Source organism: Rhodoblastus acidophilus, assembly GCF_900187365.1.
GTDB classification, from domain to species: Bacteria; Pseudomonadota; Alphaproteobacteria; order Rhizobiales; family Beijerinckiaceae; genus Rhodoblastus; species Rhodoblastus acidophilus.
The window spans coordinates 630,214-647,351 of sequence record NZ_FYDG01000001.1 but is presented as its reverse complement, the minus strand read 5'-3'; the positions used below and the strand labels follow the sequence as shown (position 1 = coordinate 647,351).

Sequence of the window (17,138 nt, the reverse complement as noted above, 5' to 3'; positions counted from 1 at the left end):
TCATCCGAGCTTGCGCAGGTGGACCGTCGCCAGCGCCAGCACGACAATGGCCAGCGCCTGATGCGCCAGGGCGGCGCCTAGCGGAACCGCGTAAACCACCACGGCCACGCCCAGCCCCGCCTGCGCCAACAGCAGCAAGGCCAGCGCCAGCGCCCGCCGCACCGCGCGTCGCGCCAGCCGCTCGCGCGCGATATGGAAGGCGTGGAACAGGGCGAACAGCGCCAGCGCATAGGCGGTCATGCGGTGCTGGAACTGCACCGTGAGCAGATTGTCGAGGAAATTGGCCCAGAACGGCGTCAGCCGGAACAGATCCGACGCCGCCGGAATGAAGCGGCCGTCGATCAGCGGCCAGGTGTCATAGGCGACGCCGGCGCGCGCGCCCGCCACCAGGGCGCCGAGGCCGATTTGCGCAAACGCCAGCGCCAGAATCAGGCCCGCCTGGAACCGGAAGCCGCGCCCATCCTTGCCGAGCGGGTCGCGGTAGGCCGGCTGCAACCCCACCGCGGTCCATAGAACGGCGGCGAAGGTGAAGCAGGCGAGCAGCAGATGCAGCGCCAGCCGCTCCTGCGCCACTTCGGTGCGGCCGGCGAGGCCGGAGGCCACCATCCACCAGCCGACGAACCCTTGCAGCGCGCCCAGCGCCAGAATGAACAGCAGGCGCGGGGCGAGCGCGCGGGAAATGCGGCCTTTCAGCCAGAAAAACGCCAGCGGCAGCGCGAAGGCCAGCCCGATCAGCCGTCCTAGCAGCCGATGCGCCCATTCCCAGAGAAAGATCGTCTGGAAGCGCGCCAGATCCATGTCGGGAAACATTTGCGCATATTGCGGAATGCGCTTGTATTTCTCGAACGCCTCGCGCCACTCGCCTTCAGAGAGCGGCGGCAGGATTCCGCTGATCGGGCGCCATTCGGTGATGGACAGGCCGGATTCGGTGAGCCGCGTCGCGCCGCCCACCAGCACCATCAGCGCGATCAGGCCAGCGATGGAGAACAGCCAGCGCCGCACGGCGCGATCGGACGACGGGGTGGGGGGCTGCAACATGGTGAGGTCCGGCAATGAGAGTCGCAATCACCTCTTATAACGCAATGGACAAAGAAAAACCGCGCCGAGGGGGCGTCGGCGCGGTTTCCCTTGGTTCGGGCCCAAGTCGGGGAGGGGCATGGACCCGGGCCCGAAGCTCAAATCAGTCGGCGTGCAAATCAGTCGTCGTGACGGTCGCGGGGTCCGTCCTCGCCCCAGCCATGATGGCCCATGAAGCCGCCGTGATGGCGAAAGCCCTCATGCCGGGTCATTTCGTCGTACTGGCCCTTCTGGCGCTCATCGAGGCTGTTGTAGAAGGCCAGCAGTTTCGGCGTTTCCGCCTTCATCGCGTCGAGCCGCGCCTGCAGCCGCGACTGGCGGAATTCCAGCCGCTTGTCGAACGTCATTTCGCCCGGCTTGGCGGCGCACATTGCGGTGCGACCGTCGAGCATGGCCTTGGCGCGCACGTCCTGCGCATCCTTGAGCGCGGCCTTTTGCGCATCGGTCAGCTTCAGCCGCTGGGCGAGACGATCCGCCCGCGTCTTCTGGATTTCGGCGAATTTCTCGCCGAATTTCTCGTCCGAACAAAAGCCGTCGTGATGAGCCTTGGGATCGTCCTGTCCCCAGGCCGCCTGCGCCGGAGGCAGCGAATAAGCAGCGGCGCCGCAGGCCAGAGCAAGAGAAGCAATTCTTACAAGACGCATTTTGGTCTCCAATCGGGTCCGCCTTCGCTTCACCCTTGAGCGCCTTTTTAGGCTTCCCAGCCTGAATTCCGCATGAACGACTTGAGGTGAAATTGTGATCGCGGGATAAAGCGCCATCGAATCCTGGTGGAGCCTTCATGACCAGCCGTACACGCAAACTGATCGGAGCCGTGATCATGCTCACCTTCGTGGTGATCTACGCTCTGTTCGCCATGGTGCTGGCGCAGCATACGGCGATGAAGGTGGAGAGCGGCGCGCTGCGCTTCGTCATCTTCGCCGCGCTCGGCCTCGGCTGGGCGCTGCCGATGATGCCGCTGATTAAATGGATGGAAAAGCGGGACTAACCCACGTTCACCCGCCGGCCCCGGTTCCACAGCGCGAAAGGCGCGCCCGACAGCAGAATGTCGAGCGCGTCGAGGCTCTGCCATAGCCCGTTGACGGACACGCGGGGCAGGGCGTGCAGATGCGCGGCGTGATCGGGGAAAATCATGCCGGGCCGGGTGGTGACGGCGCTGGCGAAGCCGAGTTCCGCCGCCAGGGCGAATTCGCGCGGCCCCGCCGAGGTCGGGTCGCCGACCGGATAGGCGAAATGCGGACAGGGCCGGTTGAGCTTCGCTTCCAGCGCGTCGCGGCTGTCGGCCATTTCCGCCCGCGCAAACGCCTCGGGGATTTGCCGCAGCCGGGGATGGGTCATCGAATGCGCCCCGAAAGAAACGAGGTCGCAGCCGGCCAGCGTTTTCAGCCCCTCCCAGTCCAGGCAAAGCTGTTCCACCAGCGCGGGAGAATCGATTCCCGCGCGGTCGCGTAAAACCGCCACGCCGTCGCGCAACGCCTGTTCGCCCTGCGCGCGAAGAGTGCAATAGACCGTGTCGAAAGCCGCCGCCTTTTCGCGCGCGTCGCGCGCCGGCAGGTCGAGGGCGCCGAGCCGGATGCGGTCGAGCCGGCGCACGGCTTGCTCCAGCTCCACCCACCACAGCCGCGCCCGCCGCTCCGCCAGTCCCGGCGCGATATACATCATGAAGGGCGCGCGATGCCGCCGCAGCGCCGGCAAAGCGTATTGGGCGACGTCGCGGAACCCGTCGTCGAAGGTCAAAACGACGAAAGGCGCGCCGGCGCCCGTAACGAGCCGCCGCAAGGCTTCGTCCAGCGTCACGATCTCCAGGCCGCTCTGGCGCAGGCGGGTGAGAGCGGAGTCGAAAAATTCCGGCGTGATCTCCAGCAGCGCATTGGGGGCGAAAGCCTCGCCCGACGCGGGCCGCACGCGATGGAAGGTGAGAATCAGGCCGCGCCCGCGAAACGCGTCGCCGGCGAGCCGGTGCAGGCGGGCGGCGCCGAACAGCGAAAAACCGGCGGAAATCAGACGGCGCTTGAAGCTCATGCGGGCAGCGTAGCAAGGGGGCGTTGACCCTTTGTTGCTAGAATGCGGCGCATGGGCGAAGCGGCGTGCGACATCGAGATTTTCCGCGACCCGCTGGCGGCGCGGGCCGTGTGGCGCGACCTCGCGCCGGAGCGGCGCGCCTCGTTCTATCAATCCGAAGCTTTCCTGCTGAACTGGCTGGAGATTTACGGCGACACGACCGAGCCGTGGTTCATCGCGGCGCGCGATGCGGCGGGCGCGTCGGCGCTGTTGCCGCTGGGGATTTTCCGCTTTGGCCCGCTGCGCGTGGCGCAATTTCTCGGCGGCAAGGACTCCAACTACAATCTCGGCCTGTTCCGCGACCCCGACGCCTGGAGCGCCGAACAAGTGGCGGCGCTGCTGCGCGCGGCGGCGCGCCAGCCCGGCGGGCCGCATCTCTATCGCCTGCTTAACCTGCCGCAACGCTGGAATGGCATGGACAACCCGCTGCTGCGCCTGCCGCATCAGCCCAGCCCGAGTCCGGCCTATTGCACGGCGCTGGCCGAGGACGGCGAAAATCTGCTGGCGGGCAAGCTTTCGGCCGATACGCGCAAGAAAATGCGCAAGAAGGAAAGGCGGCTGACGCAGATGGGCGCGCTGACCTGTTTCCGGGCGGCGCCGGGCCAGGCCAACGCGCTCCTCGACGCATACTTTCGGCAGAAAGAACAGGCGTATGCGCTGGGCGACGCCGCGCATGTCGCGCGCGCGCGAAAATTTTATCGGGCCTTGGCGGGGCGGGGTCTGGAACTGCACGCGCTGGCGCTGGACGGACGGCCGATCGCGATTCTGGCGGCGGCGGCGAATGGTTCGCGGCTGCACGGCCTGTTCAATTCGTTCGATCCCGATCCGGAGATCGCCAAGTCCAGCCCCGGCGACCTGCTGCTGGCGCGCGTGCTGCGCGACGCCTGCGCGCGCGGGCTGAAGACGTTCGATCTTGGCGTGGGCGAGGCGCGTTACAAGCGGATGTTTTGCGGCGAGCGCGAGGCGATGGGAGACGTGCTGTTCGCCGGCCGCGCGGCGGGCGCGTTGGCGCGGCCGATTCTCGCGGCGGCGTTGCGCGCGAAGGCGGCGATCAAGAACGACGCGCGACTCTGGGGCGCGATCCAGCGCCAGCGCCGCCGTCTGGCGCGCCGCGCAGGCGGGGAGGGAGCGGATTAGGCCTTGACCGCCCGCCTCAGGCCCTGTAACTCCCACAAACCCTTTGAGCGCGTAGCTCAGCCGGTAGAGCATCTGACTTTTAATCAGAGGGTCCTGGGTTCGAGTCCCAGCGCGCTCACCATTGAAATTCAATGGTATAGGTGGCAAAAGCCCGGCCTTTGCGCCGGGCTTTTTCGTTTCGGGCCACCGGCCGGGCGACTTTTCACCGGGCGCCGGCAATGCGGCGAAGATCAGCGCGCGGGCGAGCGGACATAAAAAACCCCGCGATCGGCTTTCACCGTCCGGGGCCTGTATTGCTGGAAAGCAACCATAACGCCGCTACGAGCGAATGATCACCCCATCCAGTTCTGAACCATCTGCCAGGGCACCAGCGGCGCAAGCATGAACGCCGCGGCAAGTGCTGCGGCGGCGCGCTCCTTCCCCGTCATGTTGCGAAGAACCTGCCCGACAGTTGTCGGTCGCTCACCGCCGCCTATTCCCAAGCTTTGTGCAGTCATGTCTCTGCCGTTAGAACGCATAACTTAGCTCCTGTGCGCGCCTTTCATCTTAACTGCCTGGCGAGTCGAAGGGTCCACAAAACAGGGTCACGCCTACGTTACCTGATCGGAGCGTCATCCTTGTGTTCGGCTTCGTTAATGTCGGCCTCGCCGTCGAGGGCGTTGGCGATCGGCCCGCGCCCGGCAGGCGGATCCGCGTCTCATGCCAATGCCGTCAGGCCGCCGAAGCGCCAATGAAAAACCCCGTCAAAAAATGACGGGGCTCGTCGACTGCGCGCGTCCGGTCGAGGCGCAGGGCTTTTTCGTTTCGGTCATTTGATGGGGGCGACGTTTCGCTGCGGGCGCGCGTCCGCCGTCGAAGCGGCCGGAAAAGAAAAACCCCGCATCCGGCGTTTCACCGTGCGGGGCGTCCATCCTTGGCGTCTGTACATCCGAGCTCGCCTTGGAATGATCGTAATATCCCCCCTAAGTGTGACGATTGTATGACGGCGCCAAAACACCCCCGGGAAAAAAGCGCCCCCCGGACAACAGGGCGTTCCTCGCCGGCGCTTCGCCAGGCTGGCGGCGTTGCTTGTCGGCATGACCATTGGGAAAGTATCATGAAGCGGAAAAACTGAAAATCGTCCTGTTGCGTCGTAATTTCCGGTGCGCTTTAAGAATTTGCTAACCGTAAATTAATTAAGTAATGGCGTAGTTTGGCTGTAAATTACTAGCCTAATACGTGGGCCTGCTTGATATGGGCTGATCTGTCACGGCGCTGGATATTTCCGTCGAGCGAGCGAGGAAAACGCATATGTCGTACCGGAATTTGCCCATCGTCTGGAAAGTCGTGATCCTGCTGGTCGCGCTCGGCTGCACCAGTCTGGGCGGCGCCTATTACGCTACGTCGCAGTTTTCTGCGATCGACGCCGCCGACACCGCGATCATCGACGGGCCGGCGACGGCCACGGTTTATTCGGCCCGCTCGGTGCGCTTCATCGCTCTGGCGCAGTCGGCGATCTATCAGGCCATCCTGGCGACTGGCGAGGACAGCGGCGGCGCCTCCATCCGTGAGCGAGAAAGCGCGCTTCGCGGCTTCGACGAGCAAATCGCCGCCGAACGCAAGCTCGCGCCGAGTCTCGCGGACCAGTTCGACGCCGCTTCGCGTCAGTTCCACGGGGCCTTGTCCGGCCCGTGCGCCGAGACCATCCGCATCGCGGACCAGGACAACAGCGCCGAAGGCGTCGTCCGGGCGACGGCTTTGATGGAAACAAGCTGCAAACCCGCTTTATCGGAGGCGATCAAGAATGTGGCCGGCATCACCGACACTCTCGGCAGCCTTCGCAACCGGATGAGCGATGATGTCACCGCCCAGGCGGAGTCGAGCGCCCGCCTGACCCTCGGCGGCATTTCCGCCGGCATTCTGCTGATCATCGGTCTGGCGGTCTATCTCGCGCGCGCCACCATTGTCGCGCCGATCCAGGCGACCATGGCGGGAATGGTCGCGCTTGGCCAGGGCCGGTTGGACATAGAGGTGACCGGCGCGGAGCGCGGCGATGAAACCGGCGCGATGGCCAGGACCCTCCAAGTGTTGCGCGAACAGCTCCAGATTGCGGAGAAGGCGCGTCAGGCCGCCGCCGCCCGCGAACGGGAGGAACGCACGCTGCTAGCGCGCCGGGAGAAATTGGCTCAGGATTTCATCGCCCGCATGCAGGGGCTGGCGGGCGGCTTCGCCAAATCCTCCAAGGAGGTCGCGGAATCCTCCCAGAGCCTTTCCGCCGCCGCGGAAGAAACCTCGCGTCAGGCTGAGGCCGTCTCCGGCGCGGCCCACCAGGCCGCCGCCAATGTCCAGACCGTCGCTTCCGCGTCTGAGCAATTGACCGCCTCGGTGCGCGAAATCACCCTGCAGGTCAACCAGTCGGCCAAGGTCGCCGACACCGCCTTCCATGAGGCGCAAGCCTCCAACGCTCGCATCGCCGCGCTGGCCGAGGCGGCTTCGACCATTGGCGACGTCATTAATCTGATCAGGGGCATCGCCGACCAGACCAATCTGCTCTCGCTCAACGCGACCATCGAGGCGGCGCGCGCCGGCGAGGCCGGCAAGGGCTTCGCCGTGGTCGCCACGGAGGTGAAGATGTTGGCGAGCGAGACGGCGAAGGCGACCGCCGACATCGCCGCCAGGGTTTCCGAGATCCAGTCGGCGACCAATGACACGGTGAAGTCGATGAACGAGATCGGCGCGGTCATCACCAACATCAAGGAAACCACCACGGCCATCGCCACCGCCGTCGAACAGCAGGGGGCCGCAACGCTCGAAATTTCGCGCAATTGTCAGGAGGCGGCGGCGGGAACCGTCCAGGTCACCGACAATATCGCCGGCGTGGGACAGGCGGCGGAGATGACCGGCTCCGCCTCCATCCAGCTGATGTCGCTGTCCTCCGGCCTGTCCAATCAGGCGGGCGATCTTCGGCAGGTCGTCGAAGGGTTCGTCAAGGACTTCGCCGCCGCGTAGTGGCGGGCGGCGACGCAATCGCTTCGTCCTTCCGGGAGGTCGGATGCGCGGGCTGATCGCCGCGCATCCGCGCCGCGCGAAAGCTGTTCAGCAGCTCTGGCGCAGCTCCTGGTCCTGCGCCAGCACCATCTTGTGCAGGAAATCCAGCGTCGCTTCCCCGCTCATTCGCGTCGGATCGAACCCGCTTTCCGCCGCGAAGGCTTCGAGCCGGCCGTCGGCCGCGCGCGCGCCGACAAACGCCATCGACCATTCGCCGAAGGCCCGCTCGGGGATGGGGGAGAACGCCAGCACCGCGAGGGATTTGTGGCGTTTATCCAAATGAAAACGCTGTAAAAGCTGTTCCACCGCCGCGCGCGGCCCTTCCAGCACTTGCACGAAGCAATTGGCGTTGAACATCAGGGCGCCCGTGATGTTCAGCTTCGGATTATTGCGCCGCGACGTTTCCAGAATGTCGCGCAGCATATGGTCGATATCGTCGGCGGACCCTTCGATGGCGTTGACGCTGTAATACACCAGCCGGCGCAGCTCTTCCTGCATGACATTGCCCTCCAGTTTGGCGGCCGCCCATGCGGACAATCCATGGATTCGTCGCACGCGGCGCTCTGTCCGAACCGGCCGCGCGCGACCACGTTGGCGCGGCTCTCGCCGGCGATCCGGACAGGTGCGCAACCTAGGATTGTAGTTGTTAAAAAGTCTCCCGAGGGCGCAACGCCAGGCGTCCGACTCGGCCGGAAGATCGCGCCAGGGGCGAGAGCGGCGCGCGAGGGCGGCTCAGGCGCCGGTCAGGCCTGGCGCGCCCTCGGGGCCGCGTCACTCCAGTTCGTCGACCGAGGCGATGAGTTTGCGGCTGTCGGCGCTGTCGGACGGGGGCGGCGGCGCCTCCGCCGGCGTCGCCTCGGCTTTCTTCCGGGCCTTGTCCACCCAGGGCAGGCCGCCATAGACCAGCGCCAGACTGACCTCGTTGAGCAGATCGACGATGTCGTGGCCCTCGTCCACGATCACCGGCTGAATGCCCGCCTTCATCAGCCGGCGCACCGAATTGGAGCCGATCGAGGCGGCGTAGACGGCGGCGCAGCCCTCGACGAATTCCAGCTTGGGGATCACCTTGTCGTGCGCCGTGCCGGTCATCCCGGCGCGGCCGGACTCGCCGACCTGCTCGGCCTTGAGGAAACGCATCACCCCGACGAGATCGGCGCGGCCTGGCGAGACGTCGTAGATGACGAGGCTTTCGGCGCCGCCGAAATGCAGGTCCACCTTCTGCTGATCGGTGGAGGCGAAGGCGATTTTCAGCATGGCTTCACTCCGCCGCCTGCTTGTAGCGCGAAATATAGGGCCGCAGCTCCTGATAATGAGCCGCCAGCAGGTTGGCGGCGGCGAAGATCAGCCGGCGCGTTCCGCCATAGCCGATCCACGCATCCGCATGCGCGCCATGGCGATCGTAGATCGGAAAGCCCGCGCGCAAAAGCGTGGCGCCGAGGCGCCGCGCCGCCTCCACGCCATGCGAATTGGCGACGATCAGGTCGGCCCCGCGCGCGCGCGCCAGCGTCTCGAAATCTTCGAGATCGCCGATCGCCACGTCCTCGATGGGCAGGTCGGCCAGCCGGGGCGAGCGCGCCGAGGCCACGGCGGCTACGACATTCGCGCCCATGCCGTGAAAGAACTCCACCAGAGCCGACAGCAGGTCGCTGTCGCCGGACACGCCGATTTTGGCCCCGCCGAACTGGAACTGGCAATCGACCATGGCGTCGGTCAGTTGCGCGCGCTTGCGGCCGAAAATGGCGGGAACGGGACGGCCGGAGAGCTCGGCCAGCGCCTCGGTGAAGGCGTCGGACGCCTGCAGCCCGATCAACTGATCGAACCGCACATCCGGCGCGCCGGTGCGCGCCTGCAGCGCGTCGGCGGCGCGGCTCATCGAGCGGCCGATCACCAAAGTGGCGGCCGAGTCCGCCATGCGCTCGATCTCCTCGCGGGTCACGCCGCCATAGGTCAGGGTCGAAAACCCCTGGTCGATCAAATGGCCGTCGAGCGAGCTTCCGACATCGGGCAGCAGAATGGGCGTGAGGCCGAACGCCTCGATCCACGCCCGCAGTTCCTCGAGATCGCCGGGCGTGAGGCTGGCCGAGGCCAGCACATTGACCTGATCGCGGTTCTTCCAGCCGGAGGGGCGGCGCGGAACCAGCGTCTCGATCATCGCCTCGACGGCGGCGGCGAAGCCGGTTTCCAGACAGCCCAGCGTGTCGCTGGCGCTGACCGGAACCACGGCGACATGGGCGAATTCCGGGTGTTGCGTGCGAAAAGCCTTCACGGTGCGCGGCACGTCGGCGCCCTGCATTTCCGAGAGGCCGGTGGTGACGAGACCGATCACCTTCGGCGCGTTTTTGGCGCAGATGGTGGCGAGCGCCTCCACCACATTGTCGTCGGCGCCGAGCACGGTGGTGGTCTGGTCCATCGCCGTGGTCTGCAAGGCGATCGGCTCGTTGAAATGGCGCATGAAATAGAGCTTGTTGAACGAGGTGCAGCCGCGCGCGCCATGTTCGAGCGGCATGCAGTCGGCGACGCCGAGAAAGGCCAGCGACGCGCCGATGGGCTGGCTCGCCTTGAGCGGATTGACGCTGAGCGGCTTGGCGGGGGTGAGTATTTCGGCCATGGCTCTCCCTCTCACGCCACCGCGCGCGGGCGGCGGCGCATTGTCGCGGCGGCCCAGGCCGGCTCGGAGCGCACCTGCGCCCACACCGGCGAATGCACGGCCTGATCGAGATTGCGCGCCAGTTCGATCAAGCCGTCATAGCCGGCGTAGCCGATGCGGCGGACGTGATCGACGTCGAGGAACGGAATGCGCGACTTTAACGTCGGATAGATGTAGCGGTCGCCGGCGATGAGAATGTCGGCCTTGGTTTCGTGGAACACGTCGATCAGCGCGATCTGGTCGTTGTCGGAGATCATCCGCGCCTCCGGCCCCATCAATTGCTTGATGCGCGCCTTGTCCTCCTCGGTGGATTTCTCGGTGCCGGTGGCGACCACGATCATGCCGAGATCCTGCATGGCCGACACCACCGACCAGCTCTTGTAGCCGCCAGTGAAGATCAGCACGCGCTTGCCGCGCAGCTTTTCCCGCAAGGGGGCGAGAGCCGCCTCGACCCGCGCTTCCTCGCGCGCCACGACCTGCTCGACGCGCGCCGTCAGCTCGGGATCGTCCAGCAGCCGCGCAAAGCCGCGCAACGCCTCGGAGGTGTCGCGCATGCCGTAGAACGAGCCCTCGAACCACGGGATTTTGTAATCGTCCTCCAGCTTGCGCGCCACCGCCAGCATGGCCTTGGAGCAGACCACCATATTGGCTTCGGCGCGATGCATGGTCTGGACTTCGGCGAAACGGCTGTCGCCGGAAAAGCTGCACAACACCCGCAGGCCCAGCTCGTCGAACAGCGGCGCCACATTCCAGAATTCGCCGCCGACATTCCACTCGCCGATCAGATTGACGTCGTGGCGCCGCACGCCGGGAATCTCGAACGGGGGCGGCTCCGGCTCGCGCGTGCCGATCACATATTTGTAGGCGGCGTCGCCGGCGATGCGATTGCCGAGATTTTTGTTGCCGTAAAAGCCGGCGCAATCGACGGGAATGACCGGCGTCCCGAACTTCTCCTGCGCCGCCTTGGCCACCGCCGCGATGTCGTCGCCCTGCAGCGCGGGCACGCAGGTGTTATAGACGAACACGGCGGCCGGCTTGTGCGTCTCGACCGCCTGCCGGATCGACTGGTACAGCCGCTTCTCGCCGCGCCCCATGATCACGTCCATGTCGGTGAGATCGGTGGTCATGCCGATGCGATAGGTGTCGGGGCCGGACGAGCGCGTGCCGCGATTGTCCCACGACGAGCCGGCGCAGCCGATCGGGCCGTGGACGATATGGGCGGCGTCGGCGATGGGCAGCAGCGCGTTGCGCGCGCCGTCGAAACAGCAGCCGCCTTGCGTCGCCCCCGGCGCGGGCTTGGCGCAGCCGGACTTGCTTTTCTTGTTGTGCGCGCAGGCCGGCTCGTTCAGCAGCGCCGCGATTTCTTCCGGCTTCATGCGATCCTCCGCGACATCGGGACGCTTCTTGTTCAGCAAGCGCCGGGCCAGTCGCGCCCGCAGGCGAATCCCCTGCGTTTTCAGCGCAACACGCGCGCGGAGGGCGACGCAGCGGTACGAATGGCGGCCGAGCACGCGGGCAATCGTACCGCGATGTAAAAACGCGAGGAGAGCTTAGCGGGGACGCGGGAACGGCAGGATCGCGCGCGTCGCCGCGATCGCCGCCTCGACCGAGCGGGGTTCGCGCCCCGCTTGCGCGAAGGCGCGGCGCTCCTCGGCTTCTTCGCGGGCGCACCAGTCGTTGAGGCGGCGCAGCCCGTCCGCGTCGAGCGGAACGGCGACGATGCGCGGCGTCTCCGCGCGCAAAAACGCCTTGAACTTCGCCAGCAGGCCCGGCGCGGCGTCCTCGGACGCGACCGCGCCGCTGCGCAGCCAGACGGTCCGGCTCGGCGCGAGCGCATCGAGGCAGGGCAGCGCGAGGCTTTCAAACCGGGCGCGGTCGAGCAGATGCGCTTCCGGCACAAACGGTTGATGGATGCGGATATGGGCGATGCGCGCGTCGCCGCGCGAAAAGATCTCGGCGATGTCAGCGCAAGCCGCCAGTCCTTCGCGCAGCGGCGCCGGCGCGAAGCCGGCTTGCGTCAGCTGTTGATGCGTCGCGCGATCGACGCTCCAGTCGTCGGTCGCCAGCGCCAGCGTCCCGCCCCGCGCGCTTGCAATGGTCTGGTCGAGCACGGCGACATCGGCCCGCACGCCCGCTTGCCAGTCCGCCCAGCGCCACGGGCTGTAGAGCCATCCAAATAGCGCGCGCGGCCCCTCGTCGAGCGCGGCCTTTTGCGGCGCCAGCATCGTCAGCGCCACCAGCGCGATCATGCAGGACCGCAGCAGCCGCGACGGAGCCTGAACGACGCTGTTAAGCCCCAAGGCGACCAGCGTGGCGATGAACGGCGCCAGCGTCAGCAATTGGCGCGATTGCCACAGCCGGTCCCCGATCACCAGCGCCACGGCCAGCAGCGGCGCGACCAGCATGGCGAGACGCAAATCGAGCTGGCGTCGATGCGCCTCGACGACGCCGACGCCCGCGAGGAACAGGCCGGGCAATCCGAAAAACAACAGAGCCTGCTGCACATCGAACTGCGCAGGCCGCGCCCACAGCGCGACGGCGTGGCGGCCGACGCGCAAGACGTCGAAAATGCTGGCGCCGAACAGCGCGAGTCCGCCGCACCATGTCGCCGCGCCGCCCAGCGCCGCCGCCATCAGCAGCCCGAGGCAGCGCCGCGCGTCGCGCGTCTGTTCGTAAAACAGCAAGGGCGCCGCGGCGGCCAGCAGAATCGTGTCGCTGCGCGTCAGCGCCGCCAGCCCGAGCAGGGCGCCGCCCAGCACGGCCCGGACCGGCGATAGCGCGCCGCTCCAGCACAGAAAGGCGAAAGCCGCCAACGCCGCCGCCGGCGGATTGTCGCTGAGAAAAAAGCTGTTTTCGAACAGGCCGGGAATGAGCAGCAGCGCGACGGCGATCGTCAGCGGCGGCGCGCCCGACCAGCGCCGCGCCAGCAGCGCGGTCGCCGCCAGCAGCGCGATCTCGCTGACCATCACGACAAGAGTCAGCGCGGCGGCGCCGTCGAGTCCGAATACGCGGCAGAGCAGGGCGACGTCGAGCACGGCGCCGAATTTCGACAGCGCGAAAAACTCGACATTGAACGGATGCAGTTGGTCATAGCGGGCGAGATCGCCCTGGGCGAGACGCTCGCCGAGGCCGGCGATGGCGGCGCTGAACCCCTCGACATTGACCGGATGCAGCAGCGGGGACAGCGCCCAGACAAACACCGCCGCCACAAGCAGCCAGGGCAGGGCGGCGGTCCGGGCGAAAGAAACGGGCGCGTCGCTCATGCAATCCTCATAGCGAGTTTTGCATGAGCGTAGCCGCGCCACGTTAAGAAAGTGACGCGCCTCAGCCGCGCTGATAGTTCAGCACCGGCGCCAGCCAATGCTCGACTTCGGCCACAGCCATGCCCTTGCGTCGCGCGTAATCCTCGACCTGATCGCGCTCGACCTTCACCACGCCGAAATAATGCGCCTGGGGATGCGAGAGGTACAAGCCGCTGACCGAAGACGTCGGCGTCATCGCGTAATTTTCGGTGAGGGAAACGCCGAGGTTTTTGGTCGCGCCGAGCAGGTCGAAAATCGTCTGCTTCTCGCTATGGTCGGGCTGGGCCGGATAGCCCGGCGCCGGGCGGATGCCGCGATAGGCGTTGTGGATCAGATCCTCCGCGCTCAGCATTTCGCCGGGCGCATAGCCCCACAACTCGCGGCGGACGCGGGCGTGGAGATATTCCGCCCCGGCTTCGGCGATGCGGTCGGCCAGCGCCTTCACCAGGATCGAATCGTAATCGTCGTTCCTCTGCGCGAATTTTTCCGCGATGCGCTTGTCCTCGGGGCCGGCGGTGACGACGAAGGCGCCGACATAATCGGCCACGCCCTCGGGCGCGACGAAATCCGCCAGCGCGATATTGGCCTTGCCATCCGTGCGCGAAAGCTGCTGGCGCAGGGTGAAAAAGGTCGCCAGTTTTTCCGTGCGCGACTCCCCGGTGTAGAGCGCGATATCGTCGCCGCAGCGATTGGCCGGCCAGAAGCCGATCATGGCCTTGGGCGTGAACCAGCGTTCATCGACGATGCGCCACAGCATCTTCTGCGCGTCCTGGAACAGCGAGCGCGCGACCTCGCCCTGTTTCTCGTCTTCGAGAATGGCGGGATAACGCCCCTTCAGCTCCCAGGAATGGAAGAACGGCGTCCAGTCGATATAGGGGATCAGCTCCTTCACATCGATCAGCGACAGAATGCGCGTGCCGGTGAAGATCGGCTTGGGCGGGACATAGGACGTCCAGTCCAGCTTCTCCGCGTTTTTCCGCGCGGCTTCGAGCGTGACGCGCCGCTTGGCGCTTTCCGCCTTGGCGTGCGCCTCCGCGACATGCGCGTATTCGGCGCGAATTTTCTCAACCCGCGCCGCCTTGTCGGAGCCGAGCAGTCCTTGCACCACGCCGACCGCGCGGCTGGCGTCATTGACATGCACGGCGACGCCGGCCGGATAGTTCGGCGCGATTTTCACGGCGGTGTGGACGCGCGAGGTGGTGGCGCCGCCGATCAGCAGCGGCACGTCAAACCCCTGGCGCTGCATCTCGGCCGCGACAAACGCCATTTCGTCGAGCGACGGCGTGATCAGGCCGGACAGGCCAATGGCGTCGACCTGATGCTTTTTCGCTTCTTCGAGAATCTTGGCCGCCGGGATCATCACGCCAATGTCGATGATTTCATAATTGTTGCAGGCCAACACCACGCCGACAATGTTCTTGCCGATGTCGTGGACGTCGCCCTTGACGGTGGCGAGCAGAATCTTGCCCGCGCTCTGGCGCCCGCCCTCCTTGCCGGACTCGATATAGGGCAGCAGATACGCCACCGCCGCCTTCATCACGCGCGCCGATTTCACCACCTGCGGCAGGAACATTTTGCCGGCGCCGAACAGGTCGCCGACATGGTTCATGCCGGCCATCAGCGGCCCCTCGATGACGTCCAAGGCGCGCGAAGACTTCTGCCGGGCTTCCTCGACATCGGCGTCGATGAATTCGGTGACGCCGTTGACCAGCGCATATTCGAGCCGCGCCTCCACCGGCTCCTCGCGCCACGCCAGATCCTTGGCGCTCTTTTCGCCGCCCTTGCCCTTGTGTTTTTCGGCCAGCGCCAGCAGCCGCTCGGTGGAATCGGTGCGGCGGTTCAGCACCACATCTTCGCAGGCGTCGCGCAGCTCCGCGTCGATCTTCTCATAGACCGCGAGCTGGCCCGCATTGACGATGCCCATGTCCATGCCGACCTGGATGGCGTGATAGAGGAACACGCTGTGCATGGCCTCGCGCACCGGCTCGTTGCCGCGGAACGAGAACGACAGGTTGGACACGCCGCCCGACACATGCGCCAGCGGCATGCGCTTGCGGATTTCGCGCGTCGCCTCGATGAAATCGACGCCGTAATTGTCGTGCTCCTCGATGCCCGTGGCCACCGCGAAGACGTTGGGATCGAAGATGATGTCCTCGGCGGGGAAGCCGACTTGCTCCGTCAGGATCTTGTAGGCGCGGCCGCAGATTTCGATCTTGCGCGCCTGGGTGTCGGCCTGGCCCTGTTCGTCGAACGCCATCACCACGGCGGCGGCGCCATGGCGGCGCACGATTTTCGCCTGGGCGATGAATTTCTCCTCGCCTTCCTTCAGCGAAATCGAATTCACCACCGGCTTGCCCTGAATACATTTCAGGCCGGCTTCGATCACCTCGAATTTCGAGGAATCCACCATTACCGGCACGCGCGCGATATCCGGCTCGGCGGCGACGAGATTCAAAAACTCGACCATGACCTTCTGCGAATCCAGCAGGCCCTCGTCCATGTTGACGTCGATGATCTGGGCGCCATTGGCGACCTGCTCGCGCGCCACATCGAGCGCGGCGGCGTAATCGCCGGCCTGGATCAGTTTGCGGAATTTCGCGGAGCCGGTGACGTTGGAACGCTCGCCGACATTGACGAACTTGATGTCCGGCGTGAGCGCGAACGGCTCCAGCCCGGACAGCCGCAATTGTGGCGCGATCTCGGGAATTGTTCTTGGCGCGACGCCGGTGACGCGCTTGGCGATGGCGGCGATATGATCCGGCGAGGTGCCGCAACAGCCGCCAACCACATTGACCAGACCGCTGTCGGCGAACTCGCCCACCAGCTCCGCCATGGCCTCGGGGCTTTCGTCGTAAAGCCCGAATTCGTTGGGCAGACCGGCGTTGGGATAGGCGCAGATCCGTGTGTCGGCGATGCGCGACAGCTCGGCGATATGGCCGCGCATTTCGCGGGCGCCGAGCGCGCAGTTCAGGCCGATGGAAAACGGTTTGGCGTGGCGCAGCGAGTTCCAGAACGCGCCCGTGGTCTGGCCCGACAGCGTGCGGCCCGACAGGTCGGTGATCGTGCCGGAAATCATGATCGGCAGGGTGACGCCGGCCTCCTCGAACGCCTCGTCAATGCCGAACAGGGCGGCCTTGGCGTTGAGCGTATCGAAGATGGTTTCGACCAGCAGAATGTCGGCGCCGCCCTCGATCAGGCCGCTGGCGGCTTCCTTGTAGGCGATGCGCAAATCATCGAACGTCACCGCGCGATAGCCGGGATTGGACACGTCCGGCGAGATCGAGGCGGTGCGGTTGGTCGGCCCCAAAGCGCCCGCCACGAACCGCTTGCGCCCGTCCTTCTTCTCGGCCTCGATCGCCGCTTCCACGGCGAGCCGCGCCCCTTCCACGTTCAATTCGCGCGCCAAAGCCTCCATGCCGTAATCGGCTTGGGCGATGGTGGTGCAGGAGAACGTGTTGGTCTCGACGATGTCGGCGCCGGCGTCGAAATAGGCGAGATGGATGGCGCGGATGGCGTCGGGCTGGGTCAGCGTCAGCAGGTCGTTGTTGCCGCGCAGATCCTTGTTCCAGTCCTTGAACCGCTCGCCACGAAAATCCTCTTCGGTGAATTTGTGGCGCTGGATCATCGTGCCCATGGCGCCGTCGAGCACGAGAATTTTTTCGCGCGCCGCGTCGCTGAGAGCCTCGAAGGAAGTCTTGCCGCCGAAGCGATTTTGCGTGGTCATCGTATCATCCCGTCATCACGAATCTGACTCCCTCTCCCCGCTTGCGGGGAGAGGGTGGGGGTGAGGGGGAGCCGGGCGTTAGCCTCGTTGCGCGTTCAAACCACGGGGCTTGCCCCTCACCCTAACCCTCTCCCCGCTGAAGCGGGGCGAGGGGACTGTTCCG

General features: G+C 66.0%; 12 protein-coding genes and 1 tRNA gene. 4 read left to right on the top strand and 9 right to left on the bottom strand.

The window, feature by feature from the left end; genetic code table 11:
• A complete protein-coding gene (locus CFB24_RS02685) occupies window positions 1-1,038 on the bottom strand; it encodes a COX15/CtaA family protein (protein WP_088519005.1) in 1,038 nt (345 codons plus the stop codon).
• 158 nt (window positions 1,039-1,196) lie between these two features.
• Entirely contained in the window at window positions 1,197-1,721 is a 525-nt protein-coding gene (locus tag CFB24_RS02680) for a Spy/CpxP family protein refolding chaperone (protein ID WP_158255148.1), read from the bottom strand.
• A gap of 137 nt (window positions 1,722-1,858) precedes the next feature.
• Between CFB24_RS02680 and CFB24_RS02675 the strand changes: the two genes are divergently transcribed.
• Window positions 1,859-2,065 (top strand): DUF2842 domain-containing protein, encoded by a 207-nt coding sequence (locus CFB24_RS02675; protein ID WP_088519003.1) that lies wholly within the window; start codon window positions 1,859-1,861, stop codon window positions 2,063-2,065.
• Here the strand turns inward: CFB24_RS02675 and CFB24_RS02670 are convergent.
• Entirely contained in the window at window positions 2,062-3,099 is a 1,038-nt protein-coding gene (locus CFB24_RS02670; protein WP_158255149.1) for a polysaccharide deacetylase family protein, read from the bottom strand. The genes CFB24_RS02675 and CFB24_RS02670 overlap by 4 nt on opposite strands.
• A gap of 51 nt (window positions 3,100-3,150) precedes the next feature.
• On the opposite strand from CFB24_RS02670, the gene CFB24_RS02665 reads away from it, so the two are divergent.
• The 3 genes from CFB24_RS02665 to CFB24_RS02655 all read left to right on the top strand — a co-directional run bounded on the left by CFB24_RS02665 (window position 3,151) and on the right by CFB24_RS02655 (window position 7,263).
• Window positions 3,151-4,275: a GNAT family N-acetyltransferase gene (locus CFB24_RS02665; RefSeq protein WP_158255150.1), complete on the top strand. Its 1,125-nt coding sequence runs from the start codon at window positions 3,151-3,153 to the stop codon at window positions 4,273-4,275.
• 45 nt (window positions 4,276-4,320) lie between these two features.
• Window positions 4,321-4,396, top strand: a tRNA-Lys gene (locus tag CFB24_RS02660).
• Between the two features lie 1,169 nt (window positions 4,397-5,565).
• Entirely contained in the window at window positions 5,566-7,263 is a 1,698-nt protein-coding gene (locus CFB24_RS02655; protein ID WP_088519001.1) for a methyl-accepting chemotaxis protein, read from the top strand.
• Between the two features lie 87 nt (window positions 7,264-7,350).
• On the opposite strand, the gene CFB24_RS02650 is transcribed toward CFB24_RS02655, so the two are convergent.
• The 6 genes from CFB24_RS02650 to metH all read right to left on the bottom strand — a co-directional run bounded on the left by CFB24_RS02650 (window position 7,351) and on the right by metH (window position 16,975).
• Window positions 7,351-7,839, bottom strand: coding sequence for a BLUF domain-containing protein (locus CFB24_RS02650; RefSeq protein ID WP_244593118.1), 489 nt, complete (start codon window positions 7,837-7,839; stop codon window positions 7,351-7,353).
• 234 nt (window positions 7,840-8,073) lie between these two features.
• Complete coding sequence (locus CFB24_RS02645; RefSeq protein WP_088519000.1) at window positions 8,074-8,556, bottom strand: NifB/NifX family molybdenum-iron cluster-binding protein; 483 nt, start codon at window positions 8,554-8,556, stop codon at window positions 8,074-8,076.
• A gap of 4 nt (window positions 8,557-8,560) precedes the next feature.
• Complete coding sequence (nifN, locus tag CFB24_RS02640) at window positions 8,561-9,910, bottom strand: nitrogenase iron-molybdenum cofactor biosynthesis protein NifN (RefSeq protein WP_088518999.1); 1,350 nt, start codon at window positions 9,908-9,910, stop codon at window positions 8,561-8,563.
• 11 nt (window positions 9,911-9,921) lie between these two features.
• Window positions 9,922-11,460: a nitrogenase iron-molybdenum cofactor biosynthesis protein NifE gene (nifE, locus tag CFB24_RS02635; RefSeq protein WP_244593119.1), complete on the bottom strand. Its 1,539-nt coding sequence runs from the start codon at window positions 11,458-11,460 to the stop codon at window positions 9,922-9,924.
• Between the two features lie 39 nt (window positions 11,461-11,499).
• On the bottom strand, window positions 11,500-13,212 hold the full coding sequence (locus tag CFB24_RS02630; protein WP_088518998.1) for a hypothetical protein: 1,713 nt from the start codon (window positions 13,210-13,212) through the stop codon (window positions 11,500-11,502).
• Between the two features lie 61 nt (window positions 13,213-13,273).
• The gene (gene metH / locus CFB24_RS02625) at window positions 13,274-16,975 is read right to left on the bottom strand and encodes a methionine synthase (RefSeq protein ID WP_088518997.1); all 3,702 of its coding nucleotides are present in this window, start codon (window positions 16,973-16,975) and stop codon (window positions 13,274-13,276) included.
• Window positions 16,976-17,138: the final 163 nt, after the last annotated feature.

What these genes read in the sequence shown, in the direction of transcription:
- CFB24_RS02645 (WP_088519000.1), bottom strand. Translation starts at nt 8,556, where the DNA reads ATGCTGAAAATCGCCTTCGCCTCCACCGATCAGCAGAAGGTGGACCTG.
- CFB24_RS02670 (WP_158255149.1), bottom strand. Translation starts at nt 3,099, where the DNA reads ATGAGCTTCAAGCGCCGTCTGATTTCCGCCGGTTTTTCGCTGTTCGGC.
- CFB24_RS02665 (WP_158255150.1), top strand. Translation starts at nt 3,151, where the DNA reads ATGGGCGAAGCGGCGTGCGACATCGAGATTTTCCGCGACCCGCTGGCG.
- nifN (WP_088518999.1), bottom strand. Translation starts at nt 9,910, where the DNA reads ATGGCCGAAATACTCACCCCCGCCAAGCCGCTCAGCGTCAATCCGCTC.
- CFB24_RS02680 (WP_158255148.1), bottom strand. Translation starts at nt 1,721, where the DNA reads ATGCGTCTTGTAAGAATTGCTTCTCTTGCTCTGGCCTGCGGCGCCGCT.
- CFB24_RS02685 (WP_088519005.1), bottom strand. Translation starts at nt 1,038, where the DNA reads ATGTTGCAGCCCCCCACCCCGTCGTCCGATCGCGCCGTGCGGCGCTGG.
- CFB24_RS02630 (WP_088518998.1), bottom strand. Translation starts at nt 13,212, where the DNA reads ATGAGCGACGCGCCCGTTTCTTTCGCCCGGACCGCCGCCCTGCCCTGG.
- CFB24_RS02675 (WP_088519003.1), top strand. Translation starts at nt 1,859, where the DNA reads ATGACCAGCCGTACACGCAAACTGATCGGAGCCGTGATCATGCTCACC.
- CFB24_RS02655 (WP_088519001.1), top strand. Translation starts at nt 5,566, where the DNA reads ATGTCGTACCGGAATTTGCCCATCGTCTGGAAAGTCGTGATCCTGCTG.
- metH (WP_088518997.1), bottom strand. Translation starts at nt 16,975, where the DNA reads ATGACCACGCAAAATCGCTTCGGCGGCAAGACTTCCTTCGAGGCTCTC.